We start from the raw sequence: 26,493 nt of genomic DNA, 5'->3' as shown, positions 1-26,493 counted from the left end.
GGCGGTGCGAAACGGCTTGACCATCGGTGAGTTCTCCACGCTCAGTCACCTGAGTGTGCGGACCCTGCGCCGCTATCACGAGGCCGGGCTGCTGGAGCCGGCCACCGTCGACCCGTTCACGAATTACCGGTACTACCAGCCCGATCAGATCGGTACGGCGCAGGTCATCCATCGGTTGCGCCAGCTGGACATGCCCCTGGCCCAAGTCAGATCCGTCCTCGCCACCGACGACCCGGACAAGCGGGGCGAGCTCATCGCCGGTCACCTGCAGCGGCTGGAGGCCGAGCTCGACCGTACGCGCGCCGCGGTCGTGTCGTTGCGCCGGCTGCTGCGTCCGGACGTAGCCGAGGTCGAGGTCGAACTGCGCTCGGTTCCCGCCCGTTCGGTGGCGGCTATCAGGGCGCCGGCGGTCCGGCTCGAGGACTCGCCGGCGTGGTTCGACACGGCGATGAACGAACTGGACGCGGCCTTCCCGCCGGGCGAGCGCACCGGGGCGCCCGGCGGGCTGTACGAGAACGGATTGTTCACCGAGGGCGTCGGCGCCATGACTCTCTTCCGGCCGGTTCGCCGGCCCGGGTCCGCCGGCCGGATCGAGGTCGTCGAATTGCCGGCAGTCGATCTCGCGGTGGCGGTTCACGCGGGACCGCACGACGACATCGACGTCACCTACGGCCGGCTGGGCGCCTGGGTGGCCGCGCACACCCTCAACATCGACGGCCCGGTCCACGAGACCTACCTGTCCGGACCGCGGGACACCGCCGAGGCCCCGCGATGGCGCACCGAGATCGGCTGGCCGGTCTTCCGGGTGGCCCCGGCCTGACGGGCGCGCCTACGCTCGCAAGATGATCGGACGCCGTCGTGAGCTCGCCGTCGTGCACAGCCGGATTGCCGCGGCGGGTCTGACCGAACCACCGACCGTGGTGGGTCACTCGGTGAGCGGGATCATCGCCACTGCCTACGCCGCCCGCTACCACACCCGTACGGTCGTGAACCTGGACCAGATTTTGGCTTCCCGGACCCTTCGGCGGCATCGTGCGCGCGGCGGAGCCGGAGCCTCGGGTCCCGGGCTGGCGTGCGGTCTGGGAGCGAATGGTGGCCGGCATGGAGATCGAGGCGCTCGAGGGTGAGGCCAGGACAATCGCCGAGACGGCGGCGCTGCCCACGACCGTCGTCACGGTGCTGCCCGGCAGCCACCTGCCGCACCTGGAACATCCCGACGAGCTCGCGCTGCTGTTGTCGCGGAATTGACCCTCTCCCCGGGAGAGGGTCAATCGTGGGGACATGGACACGACATCGAACCGCGGCGCCGACCTCTCCTGGGACCAGTTGCCGACCGCCGTCACCACGTATCTTCCCGCGCACCAGGCGCACGATTCGAAGACGGCGATCGGCGCCTTCGCCGCCGACGCCGTCGTGACGGACGAGGGCCGCACGTACCACGGCCGCGACCAGATCGAGGACTGGCTGGACAAGTCGTCCGGCGAGTACACGTTCACGACCGACTTCGCCGGCGCTTCCCGGGACGGCGGAGCGGGATGGGACGTGCTGCAGCATCTGGAGGGCGATTTCCCGGGCGGGTCGGTCGATCTGCACTACCGGTTCACCGTCGACGGCGACCGGATCACCCGGCTCGTGATCGAGCCGTAGGCGCTTCAGACAGCGGGGAAGTCGGCTCCCCTGGAAAGCGCCTCGGAGGACCGGATGTCGTGAAGGTTTCCCTCGAGCGTGGCGACCGCCGCGTCGAACCCCTGGCTGCCGAGAACGAGGCGCTGGGGCGGAGAGTCCTGAGCCATGGCGGCCAGAACCGCTCGGACTCCGCGCGCCGGGTCACCGGGCTGGTTCCCGTCCTCGGCGATCATGGCAGCGCGGACCTTCTCGAGCATGGGCCGGTACGCCGGGATGGTCTCTCGGACGGGCTCGCCCGAGAAGCCGGTGTAGGCGCGGGTGCGGAAGGCGCCCGGCTCCACCGCCATGACGCGGATGCCCAGCGGCTCGACCTCCCCGCGGAGAACCTCGGTGACGGCCTCGAGGGCGAACTTGGAGGCGCTGTAGTAGCCGAATCCTTCGATGCCGCGCAGCCCGGCGACCGAGGACATGGTGATGATGCAGCCACGTCCCCGAGCTCGCATCCCCGGAAGGACGGCCCGCAGGACCGACAGCACAGCGAAGAAGTTCAGGTCGAACATGCGCCGGACGTCGGCGTCAGCCATGCCTTCGATCGACCCGAACCAGCCGCGGCCGGCGTTGTTGACCAGCACGTCGATGCCGCCGAAGCGTTCCTCGGCGGCCCGCACGGCCGGCTCGACGTGTTTCTCCTCGGTGACGTCCAGGGGCAGCACCAGGACCCGGTCGCCGTACGGCCGGGCCCAGGCGTCCAGCTCCTCGGGGCGCCTCACGGTCAGCGCCACACGGTCGCCGTTGTCCAGCGCAGCTTCGGCGTACGCCATGCCGAACCCGCCGGGAGTGCCACCAGTGATGAACCAGGTGTTCATGTCGCGCTTCAATCCCTTGCTTCCGGTGTCCGGCCGACGATGTGCCGGCCTCCCACAACCGTCGGCCCTCCCCCGGGGAGAGGGTCAACGACGCGAGTTTCAACGCACGGCGGCCGAGGGAACGCCGGCGAGGCCGAACTGATCCCTGATGCCGGCCAGGAAGGTGGCGTCGTCGGCTGCCCGCCGGGCGCTGAGCATCCGGATGCCGTCGGGGCCCGCTTCGTACCGGAGCTGGTCGGTGACCGCGGCGAAGACGGTTTCGGCGATGTGGGACGGGGCCGAGCCCTCGGCTGTCAGCGGGCCGACGTCGAACCCATGGTCGCCGTCGTGGTGGCGCCGGCGAGAAGCGGATGGCTCTGGCCGGGCACGAGTTCCGCTACGGCGCCGGCGAATACCTCGTCTTCTCGATGGAGCCGTCGGTCACGGCACGGATCACCCGGGCCGGCCCGTTCCTCGCGGCCGGGGTGCGCCTGCGTCCCGAGCTCATCGCCGAGCTGCTGCTCGAATCGCCCGAGTCGGCCGCGCGGGACACACGATCGCCCGGCGCACCCGCCCGCCGTCGGTCTGAGACCGGCGGCGGCCGGCCCGGCGCAGCAGATCCGGCGGCGAATGCGTTCTTAGCCCAGGGGCACCGGACGGGCGCCACCGACGGGGAGGACGGATGAGCTTCGAGGAATTCGCGGCGGCGCGGTCGGCCTCGCTGCTGCGATATGCGGTGCTGCTCAGCGGCGACCGCGAGGAAGCCCGCGACATCGTCCAGGAGGTGCTGGCCCGGGCGCTGGTGAAGTGGGGCCGGATCGGCTCGGTGCACGATCCCTACGGCTATGTGCGGCGGATGGTGACCAATGAGTTCCTGTCGCTGCGCCGCCGCCGGCGGGTGTGGACAGTGCCGCTGGGACCGGACGCGGTCGACGGCGCGTCGGCGCCGCGCGTGCCGGAGCCGGACGACGACCTGTGGCACCTGCTGATGAGGTTGCCACGCCAGCAGCGGGCGGTGATCGTGCTGCGCTACTACGAGAGCCTCAGCGATCTGGAGATAGCGGAGGTGCTCGGCTGCCGCACCGGCGGCACCATCGCGGCCCACGACCCGGGTACGTTCGACCCCACCCGGCTGCGCCGTGGCGAGCAGATCACCGTGCACGGCCACCCGGCCTTCTATGTGCAGAACCTGGACCCGCCCGCACCGTCCGCACCCGCCGGCACGAACGCGTCCGGCCCGGACTCGTCGTACCGGATCGGAGCGGCGGTGGGCTGGCAGGATTCGTCCGGTGCGTGGGTGACCGTCTCCGACGGCGCGAGCCGAGCCGCGATGCTGCGGCTGGCCGAGAGCGTCCGGCTGACGCCGCCGCGCACCGCGCGGGCGCCGGTGAGGTTCGGCTGGGTGCCGCTGGACCTGCCGGTCACCTATATCGAGAGCCGCGACGTGGCGGCCCACGGAGTGTCGGCGAACATCGGTTTCGGCGGCCCCGCCGAACCGTCCGGGCAACCGTCCAGTCCGTTCTTCACGATGCCGTACGACACCCCGCTGAGCGTGTCTGTGCTGCCGATGGAGGGCATCATGACCGCGTGGGGGGAGGACTACGCCGATCGCCCGATGCGCACCATCGCCGGCCATCGGACCTGGTACATCGAGGGTGATGCCGGTCCGTTCGGCAACCGGGACGGCAGTCACATGCTGATCCAGGCCGGCTCGTGCGGGATCACCATCGCGGTCCGGGACCGGGTCTCGATCCCGTCCGCGGCGCTCGAGAGGATGGTCGAGAACATGACCTTCGGAGGGTGCGACGACACATCGGACTGGCTGCCGATCGTCGGCTCCTGATCAGGCGGCCCTGATGTCGCGGCCGGCCGCATCCTCGCGGCCGGCCGCCCTCACGTGAGAGCGGCTGCGCCGAACGACACCGAGAAGCGTTTGCACCAGATGCTGACGCTGCGGAAATCGCTCGGGTCGATGTTGTCGCGGAGACGGTACACCTGGTTGCCGTGATTTCCCTTGAGCTTTCCCAGTTCCGCGTACTCGCCGTCGTCGAAGACGTGCCAGCCGTCGGCGCCGTCGCGTACCGGTTGGTCGGACAGCCATACCCGCAGGTCAGGCCCGTCGGAGGTGTCCAGGCCGACCAGTTCCAGCTGGTGGCTGCCGTCCGCGTTGCGGACCATCCGGGCGGTACCGGTGGTTCTGTGCTCGTGGGTGACGAACGAACCCTGCGTGAGCACCATCGCGGCCGGTTTCCGCGGCTTCGAAGAGGGGGCCGATGCCGCCGATGCGGCCGGAGACGCGGACACGTCGATGGACAGCGCGTCCGTCACGGTCGTGTCGGTGACGAGCCGCCAGGGCTGGAACCAGTAGAGGCCCACGGCGCCGCCGATGCTGAACAGCGCTATGACGACCCAGGCGACAGGCTTGGACAAGGTTCGGCGAATCATGGCTTCGAGCCAACCCGGAGCCGGCCGTTCGCGCCAGGCTGTGGTGCTTACGGTCACCTTACGGCGTGTGCCCCGTCCGGCTGATCCGCCGCGAAGGGCATAACCCGCAGGAGAAGCGGGCACGCTAGCGCCGTGCAAACGTCTGACGTCGTCTTCGCGGTCATCGGTTTCGGAGCGCTGCTGGCCGGGATCCTCCCGCGCCTGCTCGAGCGCCGGCCGCTCTCGATGCCGATCGCGTTCCTGGGTCTCGGCATGCTCGTCTTCGGCCTGCCCCTCGGCCTGCCCGATGCCGACCCGCTGACCCATTCCAAGGCCACGGAGCACCTGACCGAGGTCGGCGTCATCGTCGCGCTGATGGGCGCGGGTCTGAAGATCGACCGGCCGCTCAGCCGGCGGGGCTGGGCATCCACGTGGCGGCTGCTCGCGATCGCGATGCCGGTGACCATCGCCGCGGTGGCGCTGCTCGGCTGGTGGTGGGCCGGACTCGTACCGGCCGCCGCCTTGCTGCTGGGTGCCGCGCTCGCGCCGACCGACCCCGTTCTCGCCTCGGACGTCCAGGTCGGCGAACCCACCGACGAGGAGGACTCCGAGGACGAGGTGCGGTTCGCGCTCACCTCCGAGGCCGGTCTCAACGACGGGCTCGCGTTCCCCTTCGTCTACGCGGCCATCGCGATGGCCGGGACGGCCGGGCTGGGGTGGATCGGCCACTGGGCCTGGCAGGACCTGCTCTACAAGCTCGCCATGGGCCTGATCGGCGGGTTGATCGTGGGCAAGGTGCTGGGCTGGCTGTTCTTCCGTCCCCGTGCCGAGGCGCTGCGCCTGGCCCGTCATTCCGAGGGCTTCCTCGCCCTGGCGGCGACCTTCGTGGCGTACGGCGTGGTGGAAGTCGCGGGAGGATACGGCTTCCTGGCCGTGTTCGTCGCCGCGCGAGCCATCCGTGCCGCCGAGCGGTCACACGATTACCACCAGGTGTTGCACGACTTCGCCGAGCAGACCGAGCGGCTGCTCACCGTCCTGCTGCTGCTGCTCTTCGGCGGTGCGATCGTGAGCGGACTGCTCGAAGCGCTCACCTGGCCCGCCGTCTTCGTGGGGCTCACGCTGCTGTTCGTCATCCGGCCGCTGACCGGCATCCTGTCTCTGCGCGGGGCGCCCGGCTCCACCGCGGAGCACTGGGTGATCGCCGCCTTCGGCATCCGGGGCATCGGTTCGTTCTACTATCTGTCCTACGCGTTGACGCATGCCGCCTTCCCCGGCGCCGATCTCATCTGGGCGTCCATCGGCTTCGTCGTGCTCGTGTCGGTGGTTCTGCACGGCGTGGCGGCCACGCCGGTGATGCAGATGCTGGACCGCGCCCACGATCGCTCCGGGCAGCGTGGGCCGCAGCCGGAGCCCAGCCGGTGAACCGGCGGAACGCCCTGAGCGGCCGGGAAGCGAAGCTCAGTAGCCGATGTCGCGGCGGCGCAGGCCGGCGTAACCGGCGGCGAGCAGGGTCACGGCGATCAGGCCGACCACGAGGAGCGGTGTGACGGCGAGCGCGTCCAGGGGTACCCGCGGGGTGTGGGCGAACGGTGACGCGCGTTGCGCCCAGCCGGGCAGGTCGAACGAGTCGGCGAAGAGCGCGACGACCGCGCAGTAGGCGACGGCCACCCAGGCCACCACGGCGGCCGGCCGGGGCAGCCAGCCGATGGCGAGCACCGCGACGGCGACGACGAGCCACACCGCGGGCAGGTAGGCGAGGGCGACTCCGACCAGGCGGGGCACCTGGCCGGGGTCGGAGACTGTCATGGCGTACGCGGCGCCTTCGCCGAAGCCGATCGCCAGCAGGGCGAGGGCGGTGCCGGCGAGGGCGACGCTGAGGTGGCCCGCGAGCCAGCTGAATCGGCTCGTCGCCGTGGCCAGGACCGGTTCGGCCCGGCCGGACGTCTCCTCGGCGCGCACGCGCAACACGCTGGTGACGCCGTACGCCGCGGCGATGAGCGCCGACACGCTGACGGTGAGCGCCAGGTACGAGTCGACGATGCTCTGCGCGCCGCCGGGCAGGAACTGCGTGATCTCGGGGTTGTCCGCGACGTACTGCTCGATGCTGTTGCCGATGGAGCCGTACGCGACGCCGAGCAGCGCCAGGCCGGCCACCCAGCCGGCCAGCGCCGAACGTTGCAGCCGCCAGGCCAGCCCGAACGGGTTCGCGAGCGCCGCGGAAGCCGTGGGACGTCCGGGCCGGGACGGGACGAGTCCGGCGCCGAAGTCGCGCCGTTCGAGCAGCGCGACCGCGAGCGTGATCAGCAGCAGGGTGGCGGCGAGGGGCAGCAGCAGCGGCCACCAGCGGTCCCCGGCGTAGGGAAAGGTGCGCTGTCCCCATCCGATCGGTGACAGCCACGACAACGTGCCGTCGCCGGTGTCCCCGGCGGCCCGCAGGGCGTACGCGGCGCCGAGCACCGAACCGACCGCGCCGTAGACCGCGCGGGTATTCTCGAAAACCTGAGCGGCGACCGCCGTGAGCGCCGCGAACGTCAGCCCGACGGCGGCCACGGCCGCGCCCAGCAGCATCGACCCGCTGACCGGCAGGCCGGTGCCGGCGGCCACGGCGGCCACGAGCACCCCGGCGGACAGGTCGGCCAGCCCGGCGAGGACGAGCGCGGCAGCCAGCGGAGCGCGGCGGCCCACCCGCACCGAGCGGAGCAGCTCGGCGCGGCCGGCCTCCTCGTCGGCGCGCGTCTGCCGGCCGACCACGAACATGTTCATCAGCGCGATCACGATCGCGAGGAAGGCGAAGATCTCGAAGACGACCTCGCCGCCGATCGAATCGAGCAGCTGGGTGGGCCCGCTCATCGCGATGACAGCGGTGTTCCCGCCGATCGTGCGCCGGAGGTTGGCGAGGTCCTCGGCCGTACCGTAGAGATTCTGGCTCTGGGTCGACTGGATCAGCAGGAGCACGGCGGCGCCCAGCAGCCACCAGGGCAGGCTACGACGTTCCCGGCGCAGGAAGAACAGCAGCAGGTTGGCTGTCCCGGTCATGACGCGACGATCTCGGCCGCGGTGGCGTCGGCGCCGTAGTGCCGCAGGAACATCTCTTCCAGGGTCGGCGGGGTGCTGGTCAGGCTGCGTACGCCGAGGCCCGCCAAGCGGCGTATCACGGCGTCCAGCTGCGCGGAGTCGACGTCGAAGCGGGCGTGGTGATCCTCGGCCACGACGTCGTGCACGCCGGGCAGCGTATCGATGCCGACGAGCGGTTCGGCGGTCTCGACGGTGATCGAGGTACGGGTCAGGTGGCGCAGCTCGCGCAGCGTGCCCGACTCCACGGTGCGGCCGAGCCGGATGATGCTCACCCGGTCGCACAGCGCCTCGACCTCGGCGAGGATGTGGCTGGACAGCAGCACCGTCCGGCCCTCCCGGCGGGCGTCCTGAATGCAATCCTGGAAGACGGACTCCATCAGCGGGTCCAGGCCGGACGTGGGTTCGTCGAGCAGCAGCAGCTCGGCGTCCGAGGCGAGCGCGGCGATCAGGGCGACCTTCTGCCGGTTGCCCTTGGAATAGGTGCGGGCCTTCTTGCGCGGGTCGAGATCGAACCGGTCGAGCAACTCGTCGCGGCGGCGGCGGTCGGGACGGCCGCTCATGCGGCCGAGCAGGTCGATGACCTCGCCGCCGGAGATGCCGGGCCAGAGCGTGACGTCACCGGGCACGTACGCCAGCCGCCCGTGCAGGGCGACGGCGTCCCGCCAGGGGTCGCCGCCGAGCAGTCGTACGGCGCCGGAGTCTGCGCGCAACAGACCGAGGAGAATGCGGATGGTGGTGGTCTTGCCGCTGCCGTTCGGGCCGAGGAAGCCGTGCACCTCACCCGCGGCGACGGTCAGATCCAGTCCGTCGAGGGCCTTGGCCGGGCCGAACGACTTGGTCAGACCGGAGATCGAGATGGCCGTGCCGGTGCTCGCGTTCATCGGAGGCTCCTTTACAGGCGGCAGTGTGTCGCCGACCAGGCTTCCCGGCACTCCGTGCGACAGCGTACGCCACAAACGCCACTTTCGTTTGTGGACTCGTCGCCGGATTCCGCGAGCGCCCGAACCGGCCGCGTCCGGACCTACGGGATCCGGGCGACGGCCCCGTACCCGGTGGCTTCGGCGGCGGTCGGGCGGGGGCCCGGTTCGGGGCGCCAATCGCTCACCGAGACGATTCCCGGATCCAGCAGCTCCAGGCCGTTGAAGAACGGGGTGACCTCGGCGAGCGTTCGCGGGCTGAACCGGGGCTTGATGCCCTCGTTGATCGCGTTCATCGCGGCGATCGTCTCGGGGTCGAGCGGATCGAACGTCGCGTGCGACAACACCAGGTAGCTGCCGGCCGGCAGAGCGGAGACGAGCTGACTCACGATGCCGTACGGGTCCTCGTGGTCCTCGACGAAGTGCATGATCGCCACCAGCTGCAGCGCGATGGGCCGGGACCAGTCCAAGGTGTCGCGTACGGCGGGGTCGGCCAGGATCTTCCGCGGTTCCCGCACGTCGGCGTCGATGTAGGCGGTGGCGCCCTCGTCCGAACTGGTCAGCAACGCCCGGGCGTGGCTCAGCACCAGCGGGTCGTTGTCCACATAGACGATCCGCGACTCCGGGGCGATTCCCTGGGCCACGTCGTGCACATTGTCCGCGGTGGGCAGCCCGGTGCCGATGTCGAGGAACTGCCGGATACCGGCCTCGCGGGCGAGGTGACGCACCGCCCGCTGCATGAACGCGCGGTTCTCGCGGGCGGCGGTGCGGATGTGCGGGAACACCCCGGCGATCGCGTCACCGGCGTCCCGGTCGGCCTGGAAATTGTCCTTGCCGCCGAGCCAGTAGTTGTACCGCCGCGCCGGATGCGGCCGGGTGGGGTCGAGCTCCGGCCCGCCACGCTGATCCGTGCCCTGCTCGCTGCCCATCACCGTCTCCGCCGTCCGTCGATGCCGATCCCGCCATCCTAGATCGGCCGGGAAATCCGCCGGCTCCTCGGCGGTCGTACGCTGAACATCTACGCCACTCGGGCCGGCGTTCAGCAGCCGGGCCAGACCCGATCCCGCGGATCGGTCAGTTCGAGCCGGGACAATCCGGGGTGTCGCCGCCGTCCTGAGCCCGGCTTCCCGCTGCGGGCGGCATCCGGCTTGACAAAGGGCGCGGTCCTTCGTGGACGATGTCGGATGCGCATTCTCGTCGTGGGTGGAAGCGGTCTCGTCGGGGCCCATGTCGCGGAGGTGCTGCGCGAACGCGGCCACGCGGTGACCAGTGCGGCGCGCGCTGCGGCCCCCGGCGTCGACCACCGGCTCGATCTGGGAGCCGCCTCGGCCGAGCAGCTGCGGCCGCTGCTGGCCGGGCACGACGGCGTGGTCTTCGCCGCCCGCACGGACGAGCAACGACCGCTGCGCCGGCCGATCCATCCGGCGTTCCGCCGCGACATGGTGGAGCCGGTGGTACGCCTGTTCGGCGCGGCCCGCGACGAGGGGCTGACCCGCGGCGTCATCATGGGCTCGTACTACACGTACTTCGATCGGCTGCATCCGCAGTGGCGCCTTCCGGAACGGCACGTCTATGTCCGCTGCCGGGTCGAGCAGGCCCGGGAGGCGCGGGTGGCCGCCGGTCCCGGCCTGCCGGTCGCCGTCCTGGAGCTGCCGTTCGTGTTCGGCCGGGCCGGCGACCGTCTGCCGAACTGGGCGCCCGCCCTGGATCGCTGGGTCCGCTCCCGTTCGCCGCTGGTCGCCCCGCCCGGCGGGACAGCGGCCACCTCGGCCCGCCGCGTGGCCGAGGTCGCGGTGGACGCGCTCGAGCGGAGCAGCGGCCAGGACATTCCGGTGGCTGACGAGAACCTGACGTGGGCCGAGATGATCACTCGGATCGCCGGGGCGGCCGGTCGTCCCCGCCGGGCCGTCCGCCTCCCGGCTGTCGCGATGCGCGGATCGCTCCGGCTCGGCGGGGCTTTGCAGGCTCTGAGCGGCCGGGAGTCGGGCACCAACCTGACGTACCTGGCCGACCTGCTGCTGGCCGACCTGTTCATCGAGCCGGCATCGGGACGGCCGCTGGATCAGGCGATCCGGGAAACGTTCAAGCCTTGACCAGCCCCTGCTGGTAGGCGAGGACGACCAGCTGGGCGCGGTCGCGGGCCCGCACCTTCATCATCGCCCGGTGAATATGCGTCCGGACCGTCAAGGGGCTCACGACGAGGCGTTCGGCGATCTCCTGGTTCGAGAGGCCGTGGGCGGCCAGCGCGGTGATCTCCCGCTCGCGGTCGGTCAGTGTTGCCAGAGACCCCAGGGACGGCCCGCCGATGCGGCCGGAACCGGACAGGAAACGGTCGATCAACGCGCGGGTGGCTGCCGGCGAGAGTAGCGCCTCGCCCCCGACCACGGTTCTGATGCCGGCCAGCAGAACGTCCGGGGTGACGTCCTTGCCGAGGAAGCCGCTGGCCCCCGCCTCGAGCGCGCGGGCCACGTACTCGTCGGTTTCGAACGTGGTGAGGATCAGCACGCGTGTCCGTGCCAGCTCGGTGGTGGAACAGATGCGCTGCGTCGCGGCCAGCCCGTCCAGGATCGGCATCCGGATGTCCATCAGGACGAGGTCGGGCCGGTGCAGTTGAGCGTGTGCGACCGCTTCCTCGCCGTTCGCGGCCTCGGCGACGACCGTCATGTCGTCGCCGGACTCGATCAGCATCCGGAACGTCGAGCGCAGCAGCGCCTGATCGTCGGCGAGAACGATCCGGATCATCGGAGCACCTGGTCTTCCTGCCAGGCGGCCAGCGGGATGGTGAGGGAGACCGCGTACCGGTCGGGGCCGGCCGGACCGGCCCGGACCGACCCGCCGACCGCGTTCGCGCGTTCCCGCATGCCGATCAGCCCGTAACCGCCGGTTCCGGCCGGACCGGAGTGGGCCGAGGTGTTGACCACGTCGACGGCGAAGGTGTCCTCCTCGTACGTCAGGGAGATGGTGACGATCGGGTGAACGGCATGTCTGGTGACGTTGGTCAGCGCTTCCTGAACGATCCGGAACGCGGTGAGCTCGACCAGGGGCGGTAAGCGCCGCGGCGTCCCGTCGCTGGACACGGAGACGTCGATCCCGGCCGCCCGGCACGCTTCGATCACCTCGGGGAGCTGGTCGAGGCCGGGCGCCGGAGTGGTGCCCGGCGAGGAGTCGTCGCCGGGATGACGGAGCAGGCCCACGGTCGCTTTGAGCTCGCGCAGAGCGGCCGACGTGGACCCGCTCAGCCCGGCGAGAAGCGGGGGGACCTGCTCCGGACGCTTCCCCAGCAGATGGGCCGCGGTCCCGGCCTGCGCGTTCGCGACCGCGAGGTGATGCGCGACAACATCGTGCAGGTCACGCGCGATGCGCAGGCGTTCCTCGCTCAGCCGGCGGCGCACGTCGTCGTCCCGATTGCGTTCGGCGTCCGCGGCGCGGGCCTCGACCATCCGCAGGTACGCCCGCTGGGCGTGGGTCATCCGTCCGGCGAACACTGCCGGAAGCAGCCACAGGGCGACGCCGACGGTCCGCAGGAGCAGGGACCCTCCCGTCGGGGCCGTGTCGCCCGCCGCTCCGCCCAGGATCACCGCTCCCACCGCGATCCCGGTCCACCAGGCGGCCGCCCGGAGACTGCCGGCAACCGTCAGCCGATACAGGCAGCCGATCAGCGGGGCCAGCAGCAACGGTGTCGGCAGGTAGCCGGCCGCGCAGGCGGCGGCCGCGCAGCAGATCGCGACGACGGTCGCGACCCGCGGGAAGCGGGCGGAGGCGAACAGGGCCCCGCTCGCGACCAGGCTCAGCAGCGCGCCGGGAAGCAGCTCGGCCGGCCGGAAGATGCCCTCGGTGCTGAGGCTGGCGCCGAGGGCAGCGAAGACGAACGCGACCAGCGCGGTCAGAACGTTCATCGGGCCGACACTACGTGAGCCGGCTCCGATCCCGGCTGGTGTTCACTCGGCGCCCCGCCCTCGACGTCGACATGCGGCAGCACCCGGTCGAGCCATCGCGGCAGCCACCAGGCCCGCTCGCCGAGCAGTCCCAGGACGGCGGGCACCAGTGTCAGGCGTACCACGAAAGCGTCGAAGAAGACCGCGCACGCGAGCCCGAGGCCCACCATCTTGATCAGCGGCTCGTCGGCCGCCGCGAACCCGCCGAACACCGCGATCATGATCACCGCGGCCGCGACGACCACCTTCGAGCTCTGCTCGAAACCGGTGACGATCGCGTCGCGGGCCGGCCTGCCGTGTACATGAGCTTCACGCATCCGCGACACCAGGAAGACCTCGTAGTCCATCGCCAGCCCGAACACGATGCCCACCAGCAGGATCGGCATCAGGCTCATGACCGGCCCGGTCTGCTCGATGCCGAGCAGGTCGGCCGCCCAGCCCCATTGGAACACCGCGACGATCACCCCGAGCGCGGCGAACAGCGACAGCAGGAAGCCGAGCGCCGCCTTGACCGGGACCCAGACCGAACGGAAGACCACCAGCAGAAGCAGCACGGCGAGGCCGATGACGATCGCGACGTACGGAACGAGCGCCGACTGCGTCTTGCGCGCCATGTCGATGTCCAGCGCGGTGGCGCCGGTGATCTCGTACCGTACGTGCCCGGCCGCCTCCACGCCCGGACGCGCGGTTCGCAGCGCTTCCACCAGGGCCTCGGTACGTTCGTCGGCCGGGCCGGTCGACGGCACGGCGGTGAGGATCGCCGTGTCGCGCTGCTGGTTGAAGGTCGCCTTGGACACCGACACCACGCCGCTGGTCGTTCGGATGCTGTCCGCCACAGTTGCCACCGCCGATGCCGGGTCAGCGGCGCCACGGGCGTCGACCACCACCGTCAGCGGACCGTTGAACCCGGGACCGAACGCCTCGGCCCGCAGGTCGTACGCGCGTCGCTGGGTCTCTGTCGTCGGCAGCGACGCGTCCCCGGGCGTGCCGAGTTGCAGGGACAAGGCCGGGACGGCGATCGCGGCCAGCACCGCGACACCGGCCAGCGTGATCACGAGCGGACGGCGCAACACCAGCCGCATCCAGGTGCGCGCCGCCGGACGGCGCTCCGAGCTGCGGACACCGCCGCGGCGTTGCGCTCGGGGAAGGACCCGGTTCGGGGCGAAGCCCAGCAACGCCGGCACCAGGGTCAGCGCCACCAGGACGGCCACCACCACCGCAGCCGCGGCGGCCAGTCCCATCTTTGCCAGCGACGGGATGCCCACCACCGACAGCCCGGCGAGCGCGATCACCACGGTGGTCCCGGCAAAGGCCACCGCCGAGCCGGCCGTCCCCACCGCGCGCCCGGTGGCCCGCTCGGCGTCGTCGCGGCCGTGGCGCTCCTCCCGGTACCGGGAGACGACGAACATCGCGTAATCGATGCCGACCGCCAGCCCCAGCATGAGGGCGAGCATTCCGCTGGTGATCGCCATCTGCAGCGGCCCGGCCACCGCCCAGACGCCGAGGAACGAGATGGCCACCCCGATGACCGCCGTGAGGAGCGGCAGACCCGCCGCGACCATCGAACCGAAGGTCATCAGCAGGACGACCGCGGCGATCGCCACTCCGGCGAGCTCCATGGCACTCATCCGGGTGCCGGTCTTGAGCGCCGATCCCGACATCTCCGCCGTCAGCCCGGCATCGCGCGCCCGCTCCACGGCATCGGCCAACGCAGCGCGCGATTCCTCGGTCACCTCGGACGAGGGAACCCCGTACGACACCGACGCGAACCCGGTCGATCCGTCGGCGCTGACGCCTCCGCCGGCCGACGGCGGCACGACCCGTGACACCTGAGGACCGCCGGAGACGAGCGCCAGCGCGGCGTCGACGGCCTTCGCGTTTCCCGCGGACGTCAGTCGCTGACCCGGCGGAGCGACGAACACGACGGTCGCCGACGCCCCGTCCGCGGCGGCACCCGGAAAGCGCTCCGCGATGAGGTCGAACGCCTGCTGCGACTCGATCCCCGGCATCGTCGCCCGGGTGCTGACCGGGCCCTCCGACTCGACGGCGAGCAGCATGATCCCGCCCAGCGCGAACAGCCACACCAGGACGACCAGCCATCGCCGGCGGTAGGAAAAGCGACCAAGACGATCCAGCATGCCTGCCATGGCGGACACTCCACTTCTCTGCGAAAGGTGCCCACAGCCTCTCGGCCGGGCCCCGGTCGCGTCGTCGTGCAGGTGCAGGCTCCGGGTACGGGAATCGCAGTACGGCGGACGCCGACGTGGTCGAGCGAGCCGGAGAACAGACTGAACGACCTCCGAGCCGGGGCCTCGCACAGTGCGCCCGAGGAGAACTCCGCGCACGGCAGGCTGAGCGTCCGGCCCGGCCCGGGCGACACGCCACCCGGACCGGGTGGGAGCTGATCGCGGACCCCGAATACCCCGTCCAGCCGGTGTGATCCTGTCGTCGGCGGGAAGGTGCCGGGGTCGTCGTCTGTGGAACCCTGCCCGAAGTTGCCGCGCCATCCCGCGGTTGCGGGATCGGTTCCGGTTGTGATGCGGCTCAGCTCGCCGCGGTGCTCGCGTCCGCGTAGCGCAGGACCGCGCCGATGCCGTGCTCGAGGGTGGCCTCGCCGGGAACGATCAGCACCAGGTCGGCCCCGGTGCCGGCGATGGCGCGGACCAGCGCGGCGTCGGCGCGGACCTTCTGCGGCTCGTCCACACCGGCCTCGCGCAGCACGTGGTCGTCGACCGCGACGAGCGTCGGGTCGTCGGGTGCGATCCACAGCTTGTCGGTCGACGACTGGTCGTCGATCAGGAGCACAGTGTCGGCCTGGCCGCGCTGCAGCCGGGCGACCACGTCGACCAGTCCGGTGCTCGCGGCGTGCGGCAGCGGTTCGAACCAGGCCGTGTCGGCGGGCGGGGGAGCGGACAGCGTCTGCACCATGGCGACGTCGCCGTTCGTGGCGAAGACGGCCAGCCCGTACTGTCCGGGCTGGGTCGGATGGTCCTGCACGGCTCCCTCCACGGCGTCGAGAGTCGCGGCGTCGGCGCCCTGCCCGGCCAGCTCCTCCCGCAGGCCGCGCCAGCGCAGGGCGACCTCGTGGTCGGCGTTCTCGCCTGCGCGGGTGGCGTCGAGGTAGACGGACACCCACGAGCCCGGGCGTTCGAACAGGGGACGCAGGAAGTCGAGTTTCACGGTGAAGGTCCTTCCACTGGTCACGTCGGCCGTACGAGCGCTGGCTACCCCCGATTCCGCGAATCTCACCCGGGGTGGCTCACCTGATGGCGGCGAGCAGGTCGCGGCAGGCCTGTTCACAGGCGCGGCAGGCGTCGGCGCAGATCCGGCAGTGTTCGTGCATGCCGGCGTGCCGGCCGCATTCGTCGCCGCACGCCTTGCACGCGGTCGCGCAGGCGTCGAGGAGGCTGCGGCTGATGGTGGCGTCGTAGCCGGTGTGCCGGGACAGCACCCGGGCGGTGGTGCCGCAGATGTCGGCGCAGTCGAGGTTCGTACGGATGCACTTGGTCAGGTCGGCGACGGTGTCTTCGCTGAGGCAGGCGTCGGCGCAGGCGGTGCAGGCCTCGGCGCAGGCGATCAGCGCGTCGATCGCAGCGGCGAGCTTCCCGCGGTCCAGGTTGATCGACTTGGGATAGGTGTCGAGCATGGGCTGGGTGGTAGTTGTCATGTCGGGCCGCCTACCCGCTGCGGCCGGGATGATGCGCGACGGCTCGGCCTGACCGGCTTGACGCTGCTCGACCCGGCCGGCGCGGGCGCCCTCGTCGTGGCCCACCGGATCGCCGTCAATCTGCGGGTGGCGCTGCGGCTCCGTGCGATCAGCGCGGCCGAGGCCGAAGCCCTGAGGCTCGTCGGCGCCGCCGATCTGCTGCCCGGCCCGCGCCCGGCGGGAGCCGGAACGCGTGCGTCAGCGACGGCCTTCATCAACGGAGGCTGCTCGAGGTGGTGACGCGGGAGGCACCGTCCGCAGGGTGGTTCGCGGACGGTGCCTTCGCTCAGGTCCCGCCGGCGGTCAGCGGCCCGCACCCACTGGTTGCGGCAGGGCCGGCGGCTCGTCGGGCACGGCGTCCTGCAGCCGTTCGCCCTCCACGTCGACGTTCGGCAGCAGCCGGTCCAGCCACCGGGGGAGCGCCCACGCGCGCCGGCCGAGCAGGGCCATCGCCGCCGGGACGATCGTCATGCGGACCAGGAACGCGTCGAGCAGGATGGCCGCGGCCAGGGCGAACCCGATCGACTTGATCAGTGGGTCCGGGGCCAGGACGAAGCCGGCGAAGACGCTGATCATGATGATCGCCGCCGCCGTGACCACCCGGGCGCCGTGCGCGTAGCCGGCGGTCACCGCCTGGATCGGGGACGCGCCGTGCACGTGCTCCTCGCGCATCCGGGTGACCAGGAAGACCTCGTAGTCCATGGCCAGACCGAACACGATCCCGATGAGGATCACCGGCAGCAGGCTGACGATCGGGCCGGTCTGTTCCACCCCGAACACGTCGGCCAGCCAGCCCCACTGGAAGACCGCCACCACCGCGCCGAACGTGGCCACCACCGACAGCAGGAACCCGGCGATCGCCTTCAGCGGCACCAGCACCGACCGGAACAACAGGGTGAGGAGCAGGAAGGCCAGAACGACGATCACCGCCAGGTACGGCACCAGCGCGTCACCCATCTTGGCGGCGATGTCGATGGTGACGGCCGTGGTGCCGGTGACGGACAGGTCGGCGCCGGTGTCCGCCCGCAGGTCCGCGTCGGCGTCGCGGATCGCGTGCACGAGGTCGGTCGTCTCGGTGCTGTCCGGCGCGCTGGCCGGGATCACCGACACCATCGCGGTGTCGCCGGCCTCGTTGAACGTCGGCGGGCTGACCGACACCACGCCGGGCAGGGCCTTGATGGTGTCGGCGGCCGCGGTCGCCGCCGCCTTCGGGTCGGGGCTGCCGTCGGCGTCCACCACGACCAGCAGCGGACCGTTGTAACCGGCCCCGAATCCGCTCGTCATCAGGTCGTACGCCTTGCGCTGGGTGGTGTCCGGCGACGCCATGTTGTCGCCGGGCAGGCCCAGCCGCAGATCGAGCGCCGGCACGGCGATGATCCCGAGCACGGCGACCGCGGTCGCCACGGTCAGGATCGGCCGCCGGGTGATCGCGCGGGCCCACCGCAGGCTCAGCGTGGGCCGGTCCCCGTCCGCCTCGAGGTCCCGGGTGTGGCCGGTGCGCCCGGTGATGCGCCGGCCCGCGAAGCCGACCAGCGCCGGCAGCAGGGTGAGCGCGATGAGCACGGCTACCGCGACCGCGCCCGCGGCGGCCAGACCCATCTCCGTCAGCACCGGGATGTTGACCACCGCCAGCGCCGTCAGAGCGACGAGCACGGTGAGCCCGGCGAACGTGACCGCGGACCCGGCCGTGCCGACCGCGCGCCCGGCCGCCTCCGCGCCGGTCCGGCCCACGGCCAACTCGTGCCGGTACCGCGAGACGATGAACAGCGCGTAGTCGATGCTGACCGCGATGCCCAGCATCAGCGCCAGCGTCGACGTGCTGCTGCTCAGGTCGAAGAAGCCGGACGCCAGCTGGATGCCGGTCATCGTGGCGGCCACCCCCAGGAAGGCGGTGAGCAGCGGCAGCCCGGCCGCGATGAGCGAGCCGAAGGTGATGGTCAGCACGACCGCGGCCACGCCGAAGCCGATCACCTCGCTGAGCCCCTGCTCGGGTTCGCTCTGCAGGGCGTCCCCGCCGGTCTCCACGGCCAGCCCGGCGTCCCGCCCGGGCTCCGCGGCCGCCAGCAGCGCCTCACGGTCGGCGTCCGTCACCTCGGCCGCCGGCACCTTGAACGTGACCCGGGCGTACGCGATCGTGCTGCCCTCGTTGACGGTGCCGTCCAGCGGATCGCTCACCTGAGCGACCTGCGGCCCGGTCTTCAAGGCGGCGACAGTACGGTCGACCGCACCCCGGTTCTGCGGGTCGGTGAGCTTCTCGCCGGGCGGCGCGGCGAACACCACCCGTGCCTCGGCGCCACCCGCCGGTGACTCGCCGAAGCGCTCGCTCAGCAGGTCCTGAGCTTGTTGGGCCTCGGTGCCGGGAATGGCGAAGTCGTCCGAGGTCGGGCCGGACAGCGTGGCCGCGCCCACGCCGAGCAGGCCCAGTATGGCCAGCCAGATCGCGAGGACCAGCTTGCGGCGGTAGAAGCTGAACCGGCCGAGCCGGTACAGATAGGTAGCCATCGGAGTTCTCCCGGGCAGCCGGAGTCAGTGACCGTTCCACAGTCGCGAAACCCGCGCCGGAAGTCGTCGTCCAGCCACAGACGGCCGTCTACGACAATTGCGGTATCCGGCTCCGTGCCCGGTACCACGCCGGGAGGACGCCACCGGAACGCGCCGGGCGTAGGGTCGGCCGTGATGAACACGACCGAGGGACACCTGCTGGGACGCTGGCGCGTGGTCGCCGAGCGGCCGCTGCTGGTCGATTTCGTGCTCGCCCTGGTGCTGGCGGCCGCGGTGTTCAAGGCGGCGCTGCCGGAGTCCACGCACCGGCCGAACGGCTGGGACGTGCTGATCGCGGTGGTGGCGTTCGTGGCCGTCATGGGCCGCCGTCGCCGGCCGATGACCGCGCTGGTGATCGCCACCACGGCCACGGCCGCCGCCGTGGTCCAGGAGGTCAACAATCCCGGCCTGATCGTGGCGCTGGGCGTCATCACGTACTCGATCGCCGCCCACACCGACCGGCGCCGGGGCTGGTTGTGCGCGCTGGCCGCGTCCTCGGTGGTCTATGTGACCGTGGTGCTGCTCAACCGGGACGTGTGGCTGCGCCCCGACGTGCTCGGACTGTTCGCCTGGGTCTTCCTGGCGGCCGCGGTGGGCGACGCGGCCCGGTCCCACCGGGCGTACGTCCGCGAAGTGGAGGAGCGGGCCCACCGCGCCGAGCACAGCCGCGAGGAGGAGGCCCGCCGCCGGGTCACGGAGGAGCGGCTGCGCATCGCCCGCGAGTTGCACGACGTGGTGGCGCACCACATCGCGGTGATCAACGTGCAGGCCGGCGCGGCCACCCACATCCTCGACCGCCGGCCCGACCAGGTGGCGCCCGCCCTGAACCACATCCGGGAGGCGTCGAACAGCGTGCTCTCCGAGATCCAGTCGGTGGTGGGCGTGCTGCGCAGCGCGGACGAGCCGGACGAGACCGAGCCGGCGCCCAGCCTCACCCGGTTGCCCGACCTGCTGGCCGGTCTCGCGGCGGCCGGTTTTCCGGTGCGGTTCCGTCAGCTCGGCGAGCCGGGGGAACTGCCGGTGGTGGCCGACCTGGCGGCGTACCGGATCGCGCAGGAGGCGCTGACCAACGCGTACAAGCACGGTGCCGGCGCCGCCCGGCTCACCGTGCGGCACACCCCGGAAGCGGTCGAGATCGAGGTGGTCAACCAGCTGCCCGTGGCCGCGGCCGAGCTGGGTTCCGGATACGGGCTGCTGGGCATGCGGGAGCGCGCCGCATCCGCGGGCGGCACTCTCACCGTGGGGCCGGCGGGCAGCGATTTCCGCGTACGGGCGGTGCTGCCGGCCGGCGCGCCGGCGCCCCGCTTCGGCCCTGCACCACGCGAGCCGGCCCGCAGCGCCGGCCTGCTGCACGACATCGTGACCGGCCACATGGCGTCGGTCGTCGAGCAGACCCGCGCGGCCACGCGCCTGCTCGAGAGCCCCGAGCCGGTGGCGCCGTCGCTCGCCCACATCCAGCGGGCGTCGGACTCCCTGCTCACCGAGCTGCATTGCGTGGCCCGCCTGCTCGGCATCTCCGACGAGCCGGCGCCCGGGCTGCCCGGGCTGCGCGGGCTGCCCGAGTTGCCGGCGCGGCTGGCGGCGACCGGGATGACGGTGGAGCTTCAGGTCCGCGGCGAACCGCGGCCGCTGCCCATGGCGAGCGACCGGGCCGCGTACGAGACCATCGCCGACGCCGTGGCCGGGGCGCACCGGCACGGCGTGCGAGCGGTCCGGCTCGCCGTGCGGTACCGGCCGGACGCGGTCGAGATCGAGGTGGTCAGCAACGAGGGGGACGGCTACCGGATGCAGGCGGTGCTGCCGGTGGCCTCTCCGGCGCCGCAGACGGCCCCGGGATGCGGAGTCGTGCCCCGCGGCCGGGTGCGGTCCGCGTGACCATCCGCGTGCTGCTGGCCGACGACCAGGCGCTGATCCGGGCCGGCTTCCGCATGATCATCGATGCCGAGCCGGGGTTCGAGGTGGTCGCCGAGGCCGCCGACGGCCGCGAGGCGCTGGGCCTGGCCCGCACGACCCGGGCCGACGTGATCCTGATGGACATCCGGATGCCGCGCATGGACGGACTGGAGGCGACCCGGCTGATCGGGGCCGACGACAACCTGGCCGGCGTCCGGGTGCTCGTGCTCACCACGTTCGAGAACGACGACAACGTGGTGCTGGCGCTCCAGGCCGGGGCGAGCGGCTTCCTCGGCAAGAGCGTGGAACCGGAAGACCTGCTGAACGCCATCCGGGTGGTGGCCGACGGCGAGGCGCTGCTCTCGCCGCGAGCCACCCGGGCCCTGGTCGCCCGCTTTCTGGACCACCTCAGGCCGGACGGCCCGCGGGCGCCCGCCCTGGACGATCTGACCGATCGCGAGCGCGAGGTCCTGGTCCTGGTCGCGCACGGCCTGTCGAACAACGAGATCGCGGTTCGGCTGCACATGTCGCCGCTGACCGCGAAGACCCACGTGAACCGGGCGATGACCAAACTCGGCGTCCGTGACCGCGCCCAGCTGGTGGTGCTCGCCTACCAGTGCGGTGTGGTCCGCCCGGGCGACGCGCTGCCCGGCGACTGACCGGCGGCCGCTATCTCGTGGAGGGCGCCGAGGACCATGCGCACGGCGGCCCGGTGCAGGCTCTCCGGACGCGCGAGGACGTCGATGTGCCGCCCGGCCGGCAGGTCGGCCAGCGGCCGCAGCACCACGCCGGGATCGGGCCGGCTGGTGTAGCCGGGCAGCAGCGCGAGCCCGCCACCGGCCGCCACGATCGCGGCCACGACGGTGAACTCGTTGACCCGGTGGACGATGTCGAGGGGCCGGCCGGCGATCGCCGCGATGGCGGTCAGGACTCCCTCGATCGGGAACCCCTCGTGGACGCTGATCCACGGCTCACCGGCGACGTCGGTGGCGGTGAGCGACGGCGCTGAAGCCAGCCGGTGACCGGCCGGCATGGCCACGTACAGCGGCTCGTGGACCAGCGGTACGACCGTGAGACGGTCCGCCGGCCAGGACGGGCTGTGCGCCAGCCGGTGGGCCAGCACCAGGTCGTAGTCGGCGACCAGCGCCGGGAATCCGGTCTGGGCCACGTCCTTGTCCGAGCACCGCACCGGGGGCAGGCCGGCCCGGCCGATCAGCGGGCCGAAATAGGTCAGCCCGGCGCTGTGGAAGGCGGCCACCGTGACCGGCGCGGCCGGGTCGTCGAGGTAGGCGTCCACGGCCCGGCCGGCCCGGTCGAGCGCGGTGGAGACCTCGATCGCCGCCGCGGCGAGGGCCCGGCCGGCCTCGGTGAGTACGAGACGACGGCCGCGGCGTTCGGTCAGCGGCACCCGCGCCGAGCGCTGCAGCGACCGCAGTTGCTGGGAGACCGCCGACGGCGTGATGTGCATCGCCCGGGCGACGGCGGCGACGCTGCCACGGTCGCCGAGTTCCCTGAGCAGGCGCAGGTGGTGCAGATCCATTAGGTATGACTACACCGTTGGTTCAGAGGTTGGCATCTTGTCTTCACGATCTGGCCGCTTCAGGCTGCGGTCATGTCGATACGCCGGAGCGATCTGTTGTTGCTGGCCGTGGCGGTGGTGTGGGGCAGCAGCTACCTGGCCGCGCAGACCCTCGTCCTGGTCGGCGGGGTGCTCGCCGTGCTGGCCCTGCGCTTCGGAGTCTCGGCGATCGCCCTGGCGCCGGCCATGGCCGGGCGGCGGCTGAGCCGGCCCGAGGTGCGGGTCGGGGCGCTGCTGGGCCTCACCCAGGCGGCGGTGCTGGTGCTGGAGACGTACGGGGTGGCGCTGACCAGCGCGACCAACGCCGGGGTGCTGATCAGCCTGACGATCCTGCTGACGCCGGCGCTCGAGGGCGCGGTGCGCCGGCGGTGGCTGCCACGCCGGTTCTTCGTGGCCGCCGCGGTGGCGGTCGCCGGCGTGGTGCTGCTCGTCGCCGGCCCGGGCCTGCGCGCGCCGACGGCCGGCGACGCCCTGATGCTCGCGGCAGCCGTCGTCCGCGCGGCCCACGTCACGCTGTCCGGGCGGCTGACGGAGGGCCGGCGGTACGACACGGTGACGCTCACCTGGCTGCAGATGGTGGTCGGCGCGGTCCTGTTCACGATCGTTGCGGCGCCCACCCTGCCCTCGGCGGTGCGGGCCTTCGGGCCTGCTCACTGGGTCGGCGTGCTGTATCTCGCGCTGGGCTGCAGCGTGTTCGCGTTCCTGGTGCAACTGTGGGCGATCCGGCGTACGTCGGCGGCCCGCGCGAGCCTGCTGCTGGGCACCGAACCGGTGTGGGCGGTGCTGATCGGGGTCGGCATCGCCGGCGAGCACCTGACCGCGGTCGCCGTGGCCGGGATCGCGCTCGTCCTCGCCGGCACCTACTACGGCCAGCGCGTCGAGGCCGGCCATCGCGCGCTGACCCCGGTCTGATCCGCCGGCGCTCGCCAGGCGCTTCTCGGGATCGAACCCCGGTCCAGGTGGTCGTCGAGAGCTTCCCCGTGGTCCCCACCCTGGTCGCCGGCAGCGATCGCATCGCCCTGTACAGCCACCGCTGATACCGCGGGGCGGAGGTCGGGCACTGACGCGGTTCAGGACTGGGGGAGCAGGTCTTTGGCCAGGTTGCGGCCCGTCTCGGTGAAGCCCAGCTGCTCGTAGAGGGCCCGGGCGCCGGTGTTGTGGGCGAAGACGTGCAGGCCGATCCGGGTCAGCCCGTTGCCGTGGCACCAGCGCTCGGCGGCCAGCATGATGGCGCGCCCGTAACCCTGGCGGCGCAGGCCGGGCTCGACGGCGACGTTGTAGACGAACGCGGTGTCGTCGGTGACCCTGATCCAGAGGAAGCCGACCCGGCGGTCGCCGTCGTACGCGTACCAGAAGTGGTGGTCGGGGGTGGCGTACTCGTCGGGAAGCAGATTCGCGAAGGTGACGGCGGCGTTGCGGGCCGCGATCTCAGCCGGCCGCCCCGACGCGGCGACGCTCTGCGTGTAGTGCGCCTCGGCCTCGGCCCGCCACGGCCGGTACTCGTCCTCAGTCATCGGTTCCAGCCGCACGCCCGTCATGGCCGCCAACCTATCGAGTCGCCGGACGGGGATCCGGCACTGCCCGCTCGGGCGCGTAGCCGGGCGGCTGCTGAGGCGCCGGTAGCAACGGCTTCAGCGGCACGACGTCGCGCTCCACCGGTTGGCCGGCCGCTACCGAGAGGGACTCGTCGTAGAGCCGGAGCGGCAGCCGGGCGCCATCGCCGTCGCCGTCGCGCACCGTCACCCGTACGGTCCGGTGGCCGGCCTCGACGAGCAGCCGCAGGCCGTGGTGCCGCAGCCGGAACCTCAGGCCCGTGACACCCTCGGGCAGCCGGGGGTCCAGGGCGAGCACGCCGTCGCGTTCGCGCAGGCCGCCGAACCCCTCCACAATGGCCGACCAGGCGCCCGCGAGTGAGGCCAGGTGCAGTCCGTGGCCGGTGTTGCCGTGCAGATCGCGTAGGTCGACGAGAGCGGCCTCGGAGGCGTAGTCGTGGGCCAGTTCGAGGTGGCCGACCTCGGCGCACAGCACGGCCTGGGTGCACGCGGACAGGGACGAGTCGCGGACGGTGATGCGCTCGTAGTAGTCGACGTTGCGGGCCTTCTGCTCAGCGGTGAACTCCTCGGGGCACCAGTGCATGGCCAGCGCCAGGTCGGCCTGTTTGATCACCTGGCGACGGTAGAGCTGGAAGTACGGCGCGTGCAGCATCAGCGGTTCGCCCGGGTGCTCGCCGGTGAAGGGCCAGGGGGCGTAGCGGGTGAAGCCGGTGGACTGCTGGTGCACGCCGAGCCGCTCGTCGTACGGCACGTGCGCGGCGTCGGCGGCCACCTGCCAGGCCTTGGTCTCGTCCGGCCGTACGCCCAGGCGGGCGGCCACCTCCGGCCGGCGGGCACAGCCCGCGACGGCCGCGCGCAGGTTGCGGGCCGCCATGAGGTTGGTGAAGAGGTTGTCATCGGCGACCGCGCTGTACTCGTCGGGACCGGTGACGCCGTCGACGTGCCAGACGCCGGCGTCGTCGTGGTGGCCGTACGAGACCCACAGCCGGGCCGTCTCGATGAGGATCTCGAGGCCGCACTCCTCGTCCAGCGAGTCGTCGCCGGTGACCTGACGGTAGCGGTCGACGGCGCGGGCGATCACCGCGTTCAGATGCAGCGCCGCGGTGCCGGCGGGCCAGTACGCCGAGCATTCCTCGCCGTGGATCGTGCGCCACGGGAAGGCAGCGCCGGCCAGGCCCAGCGTGCGGGCCCGGTGCCGGGCCTGGCCGAGGATGCTGTGCCGCCAGCGCAGCGTGTCGGCGGCGGCGTGCGGGGCGATGTAGGTCAGCAGCGGTAGCACGAAGCCCTCGGTGTCCCAGAAGGCGTGGCCGTCGTAGCCGGGCCCGGTCAGCCCCTTGGCCCCGATGGCGCGCCGTTCGGCACGGGCGCCGGCCTGGAGCACGTGGAAGAGGCTGAAGCGAACCGCCTGCTGGAGCACCGGGTCGCCGTCGACCTCGACGTCGGCGGTGTCCCAGAAGTCGTCCAGGTACGCGCGTTGTTCGGACGCCAGGCCGTCCCAGCCCGCATAGCGCGCGCCGGTGAGGGCGCCGGCCACTTGGTCGCGCACGGCTTCCGGGGAGCGCGAGGAACTCCACGCGTAGCCCAGAAACTTGGTGATGCGCAGGCTTTCGCCGGGCTGCAGGACGGTCACAACGGTGGTGCGGGCCCAGTCCGCGCGGACGTCGGTCTCCTCGTCGTAGTCGCCGGGCGCCTCGACGACATGGTCCATGCCGGCGCCCATCAGCAGCCGGCTGACCCGGGTGCGGTGCAACAGCACCGCGCCGTGTTGCTCGGTGTCCTGTCCCACCGCTTCGAGCGGGCGGTCGAGCGCGGCCGCGACGCGGGGGTCGGAGGACTCGTGCGGCTGTTCCTCGTTGGCCACCAGGCCCGACTGGACGGTGATCCGCATCGGTTGGCCGACGGCCTCGACCTCGTAGGCGACGGCGGCCACCGCCCGCTGGGTGAACGACACCAGGCGGGAGCTGCGGATCCGCACCCGCCGCCCGGCCGGGGACTCCCAGTCGACGGACCGCCGGAGCACGCCGTCGCGCAGGTCCAGGGTCCGTTCGTGGGCGATCAGCCGGCCGTGCGCCACATGGAACGGCTCATCGTCGACCAGGAGCCGGATGAGCTTGCCGTCGGTGACGTTCACGACGGTCTGACCCTGCTCCGGATAGCCGTAGCCGCCTTCCGGGTAGGGCAGCGGCCGCTGTTCGTAGAACGAGTTGAGGTAGGTGCCGGCGATGACGTGGGGCTCGCCCTCGTCGAGGTTGGCCCGGAGCCCGATGTGACCGTTGGCCAGGGCGAACACGGATTCGGACTGGGCGAGCCGGCCGATGCTCAGCGAGGGCTCGCGCACCTGCCACGGCTCGACCGGGAACAACGCGTCGGCGACCATGTCACTACCCTCAGGCCTGGCC

At 72.1% G+C, this 26,493-nt stretch carries 25 protein-coding genes; 11 read left to right on the top strand and 14 right to left on the bottom strand.

What is annotated here, in order from left to right:
- The first annotated feature begins 16 nt into the window (after positions 1-16).
- From LXN57_RS10355 to LXN57_RS10345, 3 genes are all read left to right on the top strand, one after another.
- Positions 17-820: a MerR family transcriptional regulator gene (locus LXN57_RS10355; protein ID WP_251797817.1), complete on the top strand. Its 804-nt coding sequence runs from the start codon at positions 17-19 to the stop codon at positions 818-820.
- Between the two features lie 281 nt (positions 821-1,101).
- Entirely contained in the window at positions 1,102-1,248 is a 147-nt protein-coding gene (locus LXN57_RS10350; protein WP_251797816.1) for a hypothetical protein, read from the top strand.
- 33 nt (positions 1,249-1,281) lie between these two features.
- Positions 1,282-1,647 (top strand): nuclear transport factor 2 family protein, encoded by a 366-nt coding sequence (locus tag LXN57_RS10345; RefSeq protein ID WP_251797815.1) that lies wholly within the window; start codon positions 1,282-1,284, stop codon positions 1,645-1,647.
- A gap of 5 nt (positions 1,648-1,652) precedes the next feature.
- Here LXN57_RS10345 and LXN57_RS10340 read toward each other — a convergent pair whose 3' ends face one another.
- Positions 1,653-2,492, bottom strand: a complete 840-nt coding sequence (locus tag LXN57_RS10340) for an SDR family NAD(P)-dependent oxidoreductase (RefSeq protein WP_251797814.1) — start codon at positions 2,490-2,492, stop codon at positions 1,653-1,655.
- 290 nt (positions 2,493-2,782) lie between these two features.
- Between LXN57_RS10340 and LXN57_RS10335 the strand changes: the two genes are divergently transcribed.
- Both LXN57_RS10335 and LXN57_RS10330 read left to right on the top strand, forming a co-directional pair.
- Positions 2,783-3,157, top strand: a complete 375-nt coding sequence (locus LXN57_RS10335) for an AraC family transcriptional regulator N-terminal domain-containing protein (protein ID WP_369077273.1) — start codon at positions 2,783-2,785, stop codon at positions 3,155-3,157.
- Complete coding sequence (locus LXN57_RS10330; protein ID WP_251797812.1) at positions 3,154-4,314, top strand: SigE family RNA polymerase sigma factor; 1,161 nt, start codon at positions 3,154-3,156, stop codon at positions 4,312-4,314. The genes LXN57_RS10335 and LXN57_RS10330 overlap by 4 nt, the downstream gene beginning before the upstream one ends.
- Positions 4,315-4,364: 50 nt before the next feature.
- Here the strand turns inward: LXN57_RS10330 and LXN57_RS10325 are convergent, their stop codons facing one another.
- Complete coding sequence (locus LXN57_RS10325; RefSeq protein WP_251797811.1) at positions 4,365-4,916, bottom strand: DM13 domain-containing protein; 552 nt, start codon at positions 4,914-4,916, stop codon at positions 4,365-4,367.
- Between the two features lie 132 nt (positions 4,917-5,048).
- On the opposite strand from LXN57_RS10325, the gene LXN57_RS10320 reads away from it, so the two are divergent.
- Positions 5,049-6,317, top strand: a complete 1,269-nt coding sequence (locus LXN57_RS10320) for a cation:proton antiporter (RefSeq protein ID WP_251797810.1) — start codon at positions 5,049-5,051, stop codon at positions 6,315-6,317.
- Between the two features lie 36 nt (positions 6,318-6,353).
- On the opposite strand, the gene LXN57_RS10315 is transcribed toward LXN57_RS10320, so the two are convergent.
- The 3 genes from LXN57_RS10315 to LXN57_RS10305 all read right to left on the bottom strand — a co-directional run bounded on the left by LXN57_RS10315 (position 6,354) and on the right by LXN57_RS10305 (position 9,816).
- Complete coding sequence (locus LXN57_RS10315) at positions 6,354-7,931, bottom strand: ABC transporter permease (RefSeq protein ID WP_251797809.1); 1,578 nt, start codon at positions 7,929-7,931, stop codon at positions 6,354-6,356.
- Positions 7,928-8,851, bottom strand: coding sequence for an ABC transporter ATP-binding protein (locus tag LXN57_RS10310; protein ID WP_251797808.1), 924 nt, complete (start codon positions 8,849-8,851; stop codon positions 7,928-7,930). The genes LXN57_RS10315 and LXN57_RS10310 overlap by 4 nt, the downstream gene beginning before the upstream one ends.
- Before the next feature lie 140 nt (positions 8,852-8,991).
- A complete protein-coding gene (locus LXN57_RS10305; protein ID WP_251797807.1) occupies positions 8,992-9,816 on the bottom strand; it encodes an SAM-dependent methyltransferase in 825 nt (274 codons plus the stop codon).
- A 255-nt stretch (positions 9,817-10,071) separates the two neighbouring features.
- On the opposite strand from LXN57_RS10305, the gene LXN57_RS10300 reads away from it, so the two are divergent.
- Complete coding sequence (locus tag LXN57_RS10300) at positions 10,072-10,980, top strand: NAD-dependent epimerase/dehydratase family protein (protein ID WP_251797806.1); 909 nt, start codon at positions 10,072-10,074, stop codon at positions 10,978-10,980.
- Here LXN57_RS10300 and LXN57_RS10295 read toward each other — a convergent pair.
- From LXN57_RS10295 to LXN57_RS10275, 5 genes are all read right to left on the bottom strand, one after another.
- A complete protein-coding gene (locus LXN57_RS10295) occupies positions 10,970-11,629 on the bottom strand; it encodes a response regulator transcription factor (protein ID WP_251797805.1) in 660 nt (219 codons plus the stop codon). The genes LXN57_RS10300 and LXN57_RS10295 overlap by 11 nt on opposite strands.
- Positions 11,626-12,783, bottom strand: a complete 1,158-nt coding sequence (locus LXN57_RS10290) for a sensor histidine kinase (RefSeq protein ID WP_251797804.1) — start codon at positions 12,781-12,783, stop codon at positions 11,626-11,628. Before LXN57_RS10290 ends, LXN57_RS10295 begins: the two co-directional genes overlap by 4 nt.
- A complete protein-coding gene (locus LXN57_RS10285; RefSeq protein ID WP_251797803.1) occupies positions 12,780-14,960 on the bottom strand; it encodes an MMPL family transporter in 2,181 nt (726 codons plus the stop codon). The genes LXN57_RS10290 and LXN57_RS10285 overlap by 4 nt, the downstream gene beginning before the upstream one ends.
- Positions 14,961-15,366: 406 nt before the next feature.
- Entirely contained in the window at positions 15,367-16,002 is a 636-nt protein-coding gene (locus LXN57_RS10280) for a hypothetical protein (RefSeq protein ID WP_251797802.1), read from the bottom strand.
- A gap of 79 nt (positions 16,003-16,081) precedes the next feature.
- Positions 16,082-16,489, bottom strand: coding sequence for a four-helix bundle copper-binding protein (locus tag LXN57_RS10275; RefSeq protein ID WP_251797801.1), 408 nt, complete (start codon positions 16,487-16,489; stop codon positions 16,082-16,084).
- A 57-nt stretch (positions 16,490-16,546) separates the two neighbouring features.
- Here LXN57_RS10275 and LXN57_RS10270 point away from each other — a divergent pair, with 57 nt between their 5' ends.
- Complete coding sequence (locus LXN57_RS10270; protein WP_251797800.1) at positions 16,547-16,768, top strand: hypothetical protein; 222 nt, start codon at positions 16,547-16,549, stop codon at positions 16,766-16,768.
- A 63-nt stretch (positions 16,769-16,831) separates the two neighbouring features.
- Here LXN57_RS10270 and LXN57_RS10265 read toward each other — a convergent pair whose 3' ends face one another.
- Complete coding sequence (locus LXN57_RS10265; protein WP_251797799.1) at positions 16,832-19,030, bottom strand: MMPL family transporter; 2,199 nt, start codon at positions 19,028-19,030, stop codon at positions 16,832-16,834.
- 174 nt (positions 19,031-19,204) lie between these two features.
- Between LXN57_RS10265 and LXN57_RS10260 the strand changes: the two genes are divergently transcribed.
- Positions 19,205-20,944 carry a sensor histidine kinase gene (locus LXN57_RS10260; RefSeq protein WP_251797798.1) on the top strand — a complete coding sequence of 580 codons (1,740 nt, stop codon included), beginning with the start codon at positions 19,205-19,207 and terminating at the stop codon, positions 20,942-20,944.
- Positions 20,941-21,621: a response regulator gene (locus tag LXN57_RS10255; RefSeq protein WP_221379168.1), complete on the top strand. Its 681-nt coding sequence runs from the start codon at positions 20,941-20,943 to the stop codon at positions 21,619-21,621. Before LXN57_RS10260 ends, LXN57_RS10255 begins: the two co-directional genes overlap by 4 nt.
- Here LXN57_RS10255 and LXN57_RS10250 read toward each other — a convergent pair.
- Positions 21,573-22,502 (bottom strand): LysR family transcriptional regulator, encoded by a 930-nt coding sequence (locus tag LXN57_RS10250; RefSeq protein ID WP_251797797.1) that lies wholly within the window; start codon positions 22,500-22,502, stop codon positions 21,573-21,575. The genes LXN57_RS10255 and LXN57_RS10250 overlap by 49 nt on opposite strands.
- A 72-nt stretch (positions 22,503-22,574) precedes the next feature.
- Between LXN57_RS10250 and LXN57_RS10245 the strand changes: the two genes are divergently transcribed.
- A complete protein-coding gene (locus LXN57_RS10245; RefSeq protein WP_251797796.1) occupies positions 22,575-23,453 on the top strand; it encodes a DMT family transporter in 879 nt (292 codons plus the stop codon).
- A gap of 158 nt (positions 23,454-23,611) precedes the next feature.
- Here LXN57_RS10245 and LXN57_RS10240 read toward each other — a convergent pair whose 3' ends face one another.
- Both LXN57_RS10240 and LXN57_RS10235 read right to left on the bottom strand, forming a co-directional pair.
- Complete coding sequence (locus LXN57_RS10240) at positions 23,612-24,079, bottom strand: GNAT family N-acetyltransferase (RefSeq protein ID WP_251797795.1); 468 nt, start codon at positions 24,077-24,079, stop codon at positions 23,612-23,614.
- Between the two features lie 10 nt (positions 24,080-24,089).
- A complete protein-coding gene (locus LXN57_RS10235; RefSeq protein ID WP_251797794.1) occupies positions 24,090-26,471 on the bottom strand; it encodes a glycoside hydrolase family 65 protein in 2,382 nt (793 codons plus the stop codon).
- Positions 26,472-26,493 lie beyond the last annotated feature (22 nt).

This window comes from Paractinoplanes hotanensis (genome assembly GCF_023717965.1).
GTDB classification, from domain to species: domain Bacteria; phylum Actinomycetota; class Actinomycetes; order Mycobacteriales; family Micromonosporaceae; genus Actinoplanes; species Actinoplanes polyasparticus.
Note: the sequence above shows the minus strand (reverse complement) of the source record. Positions and strands in the feature narration are given on the sequence as shown.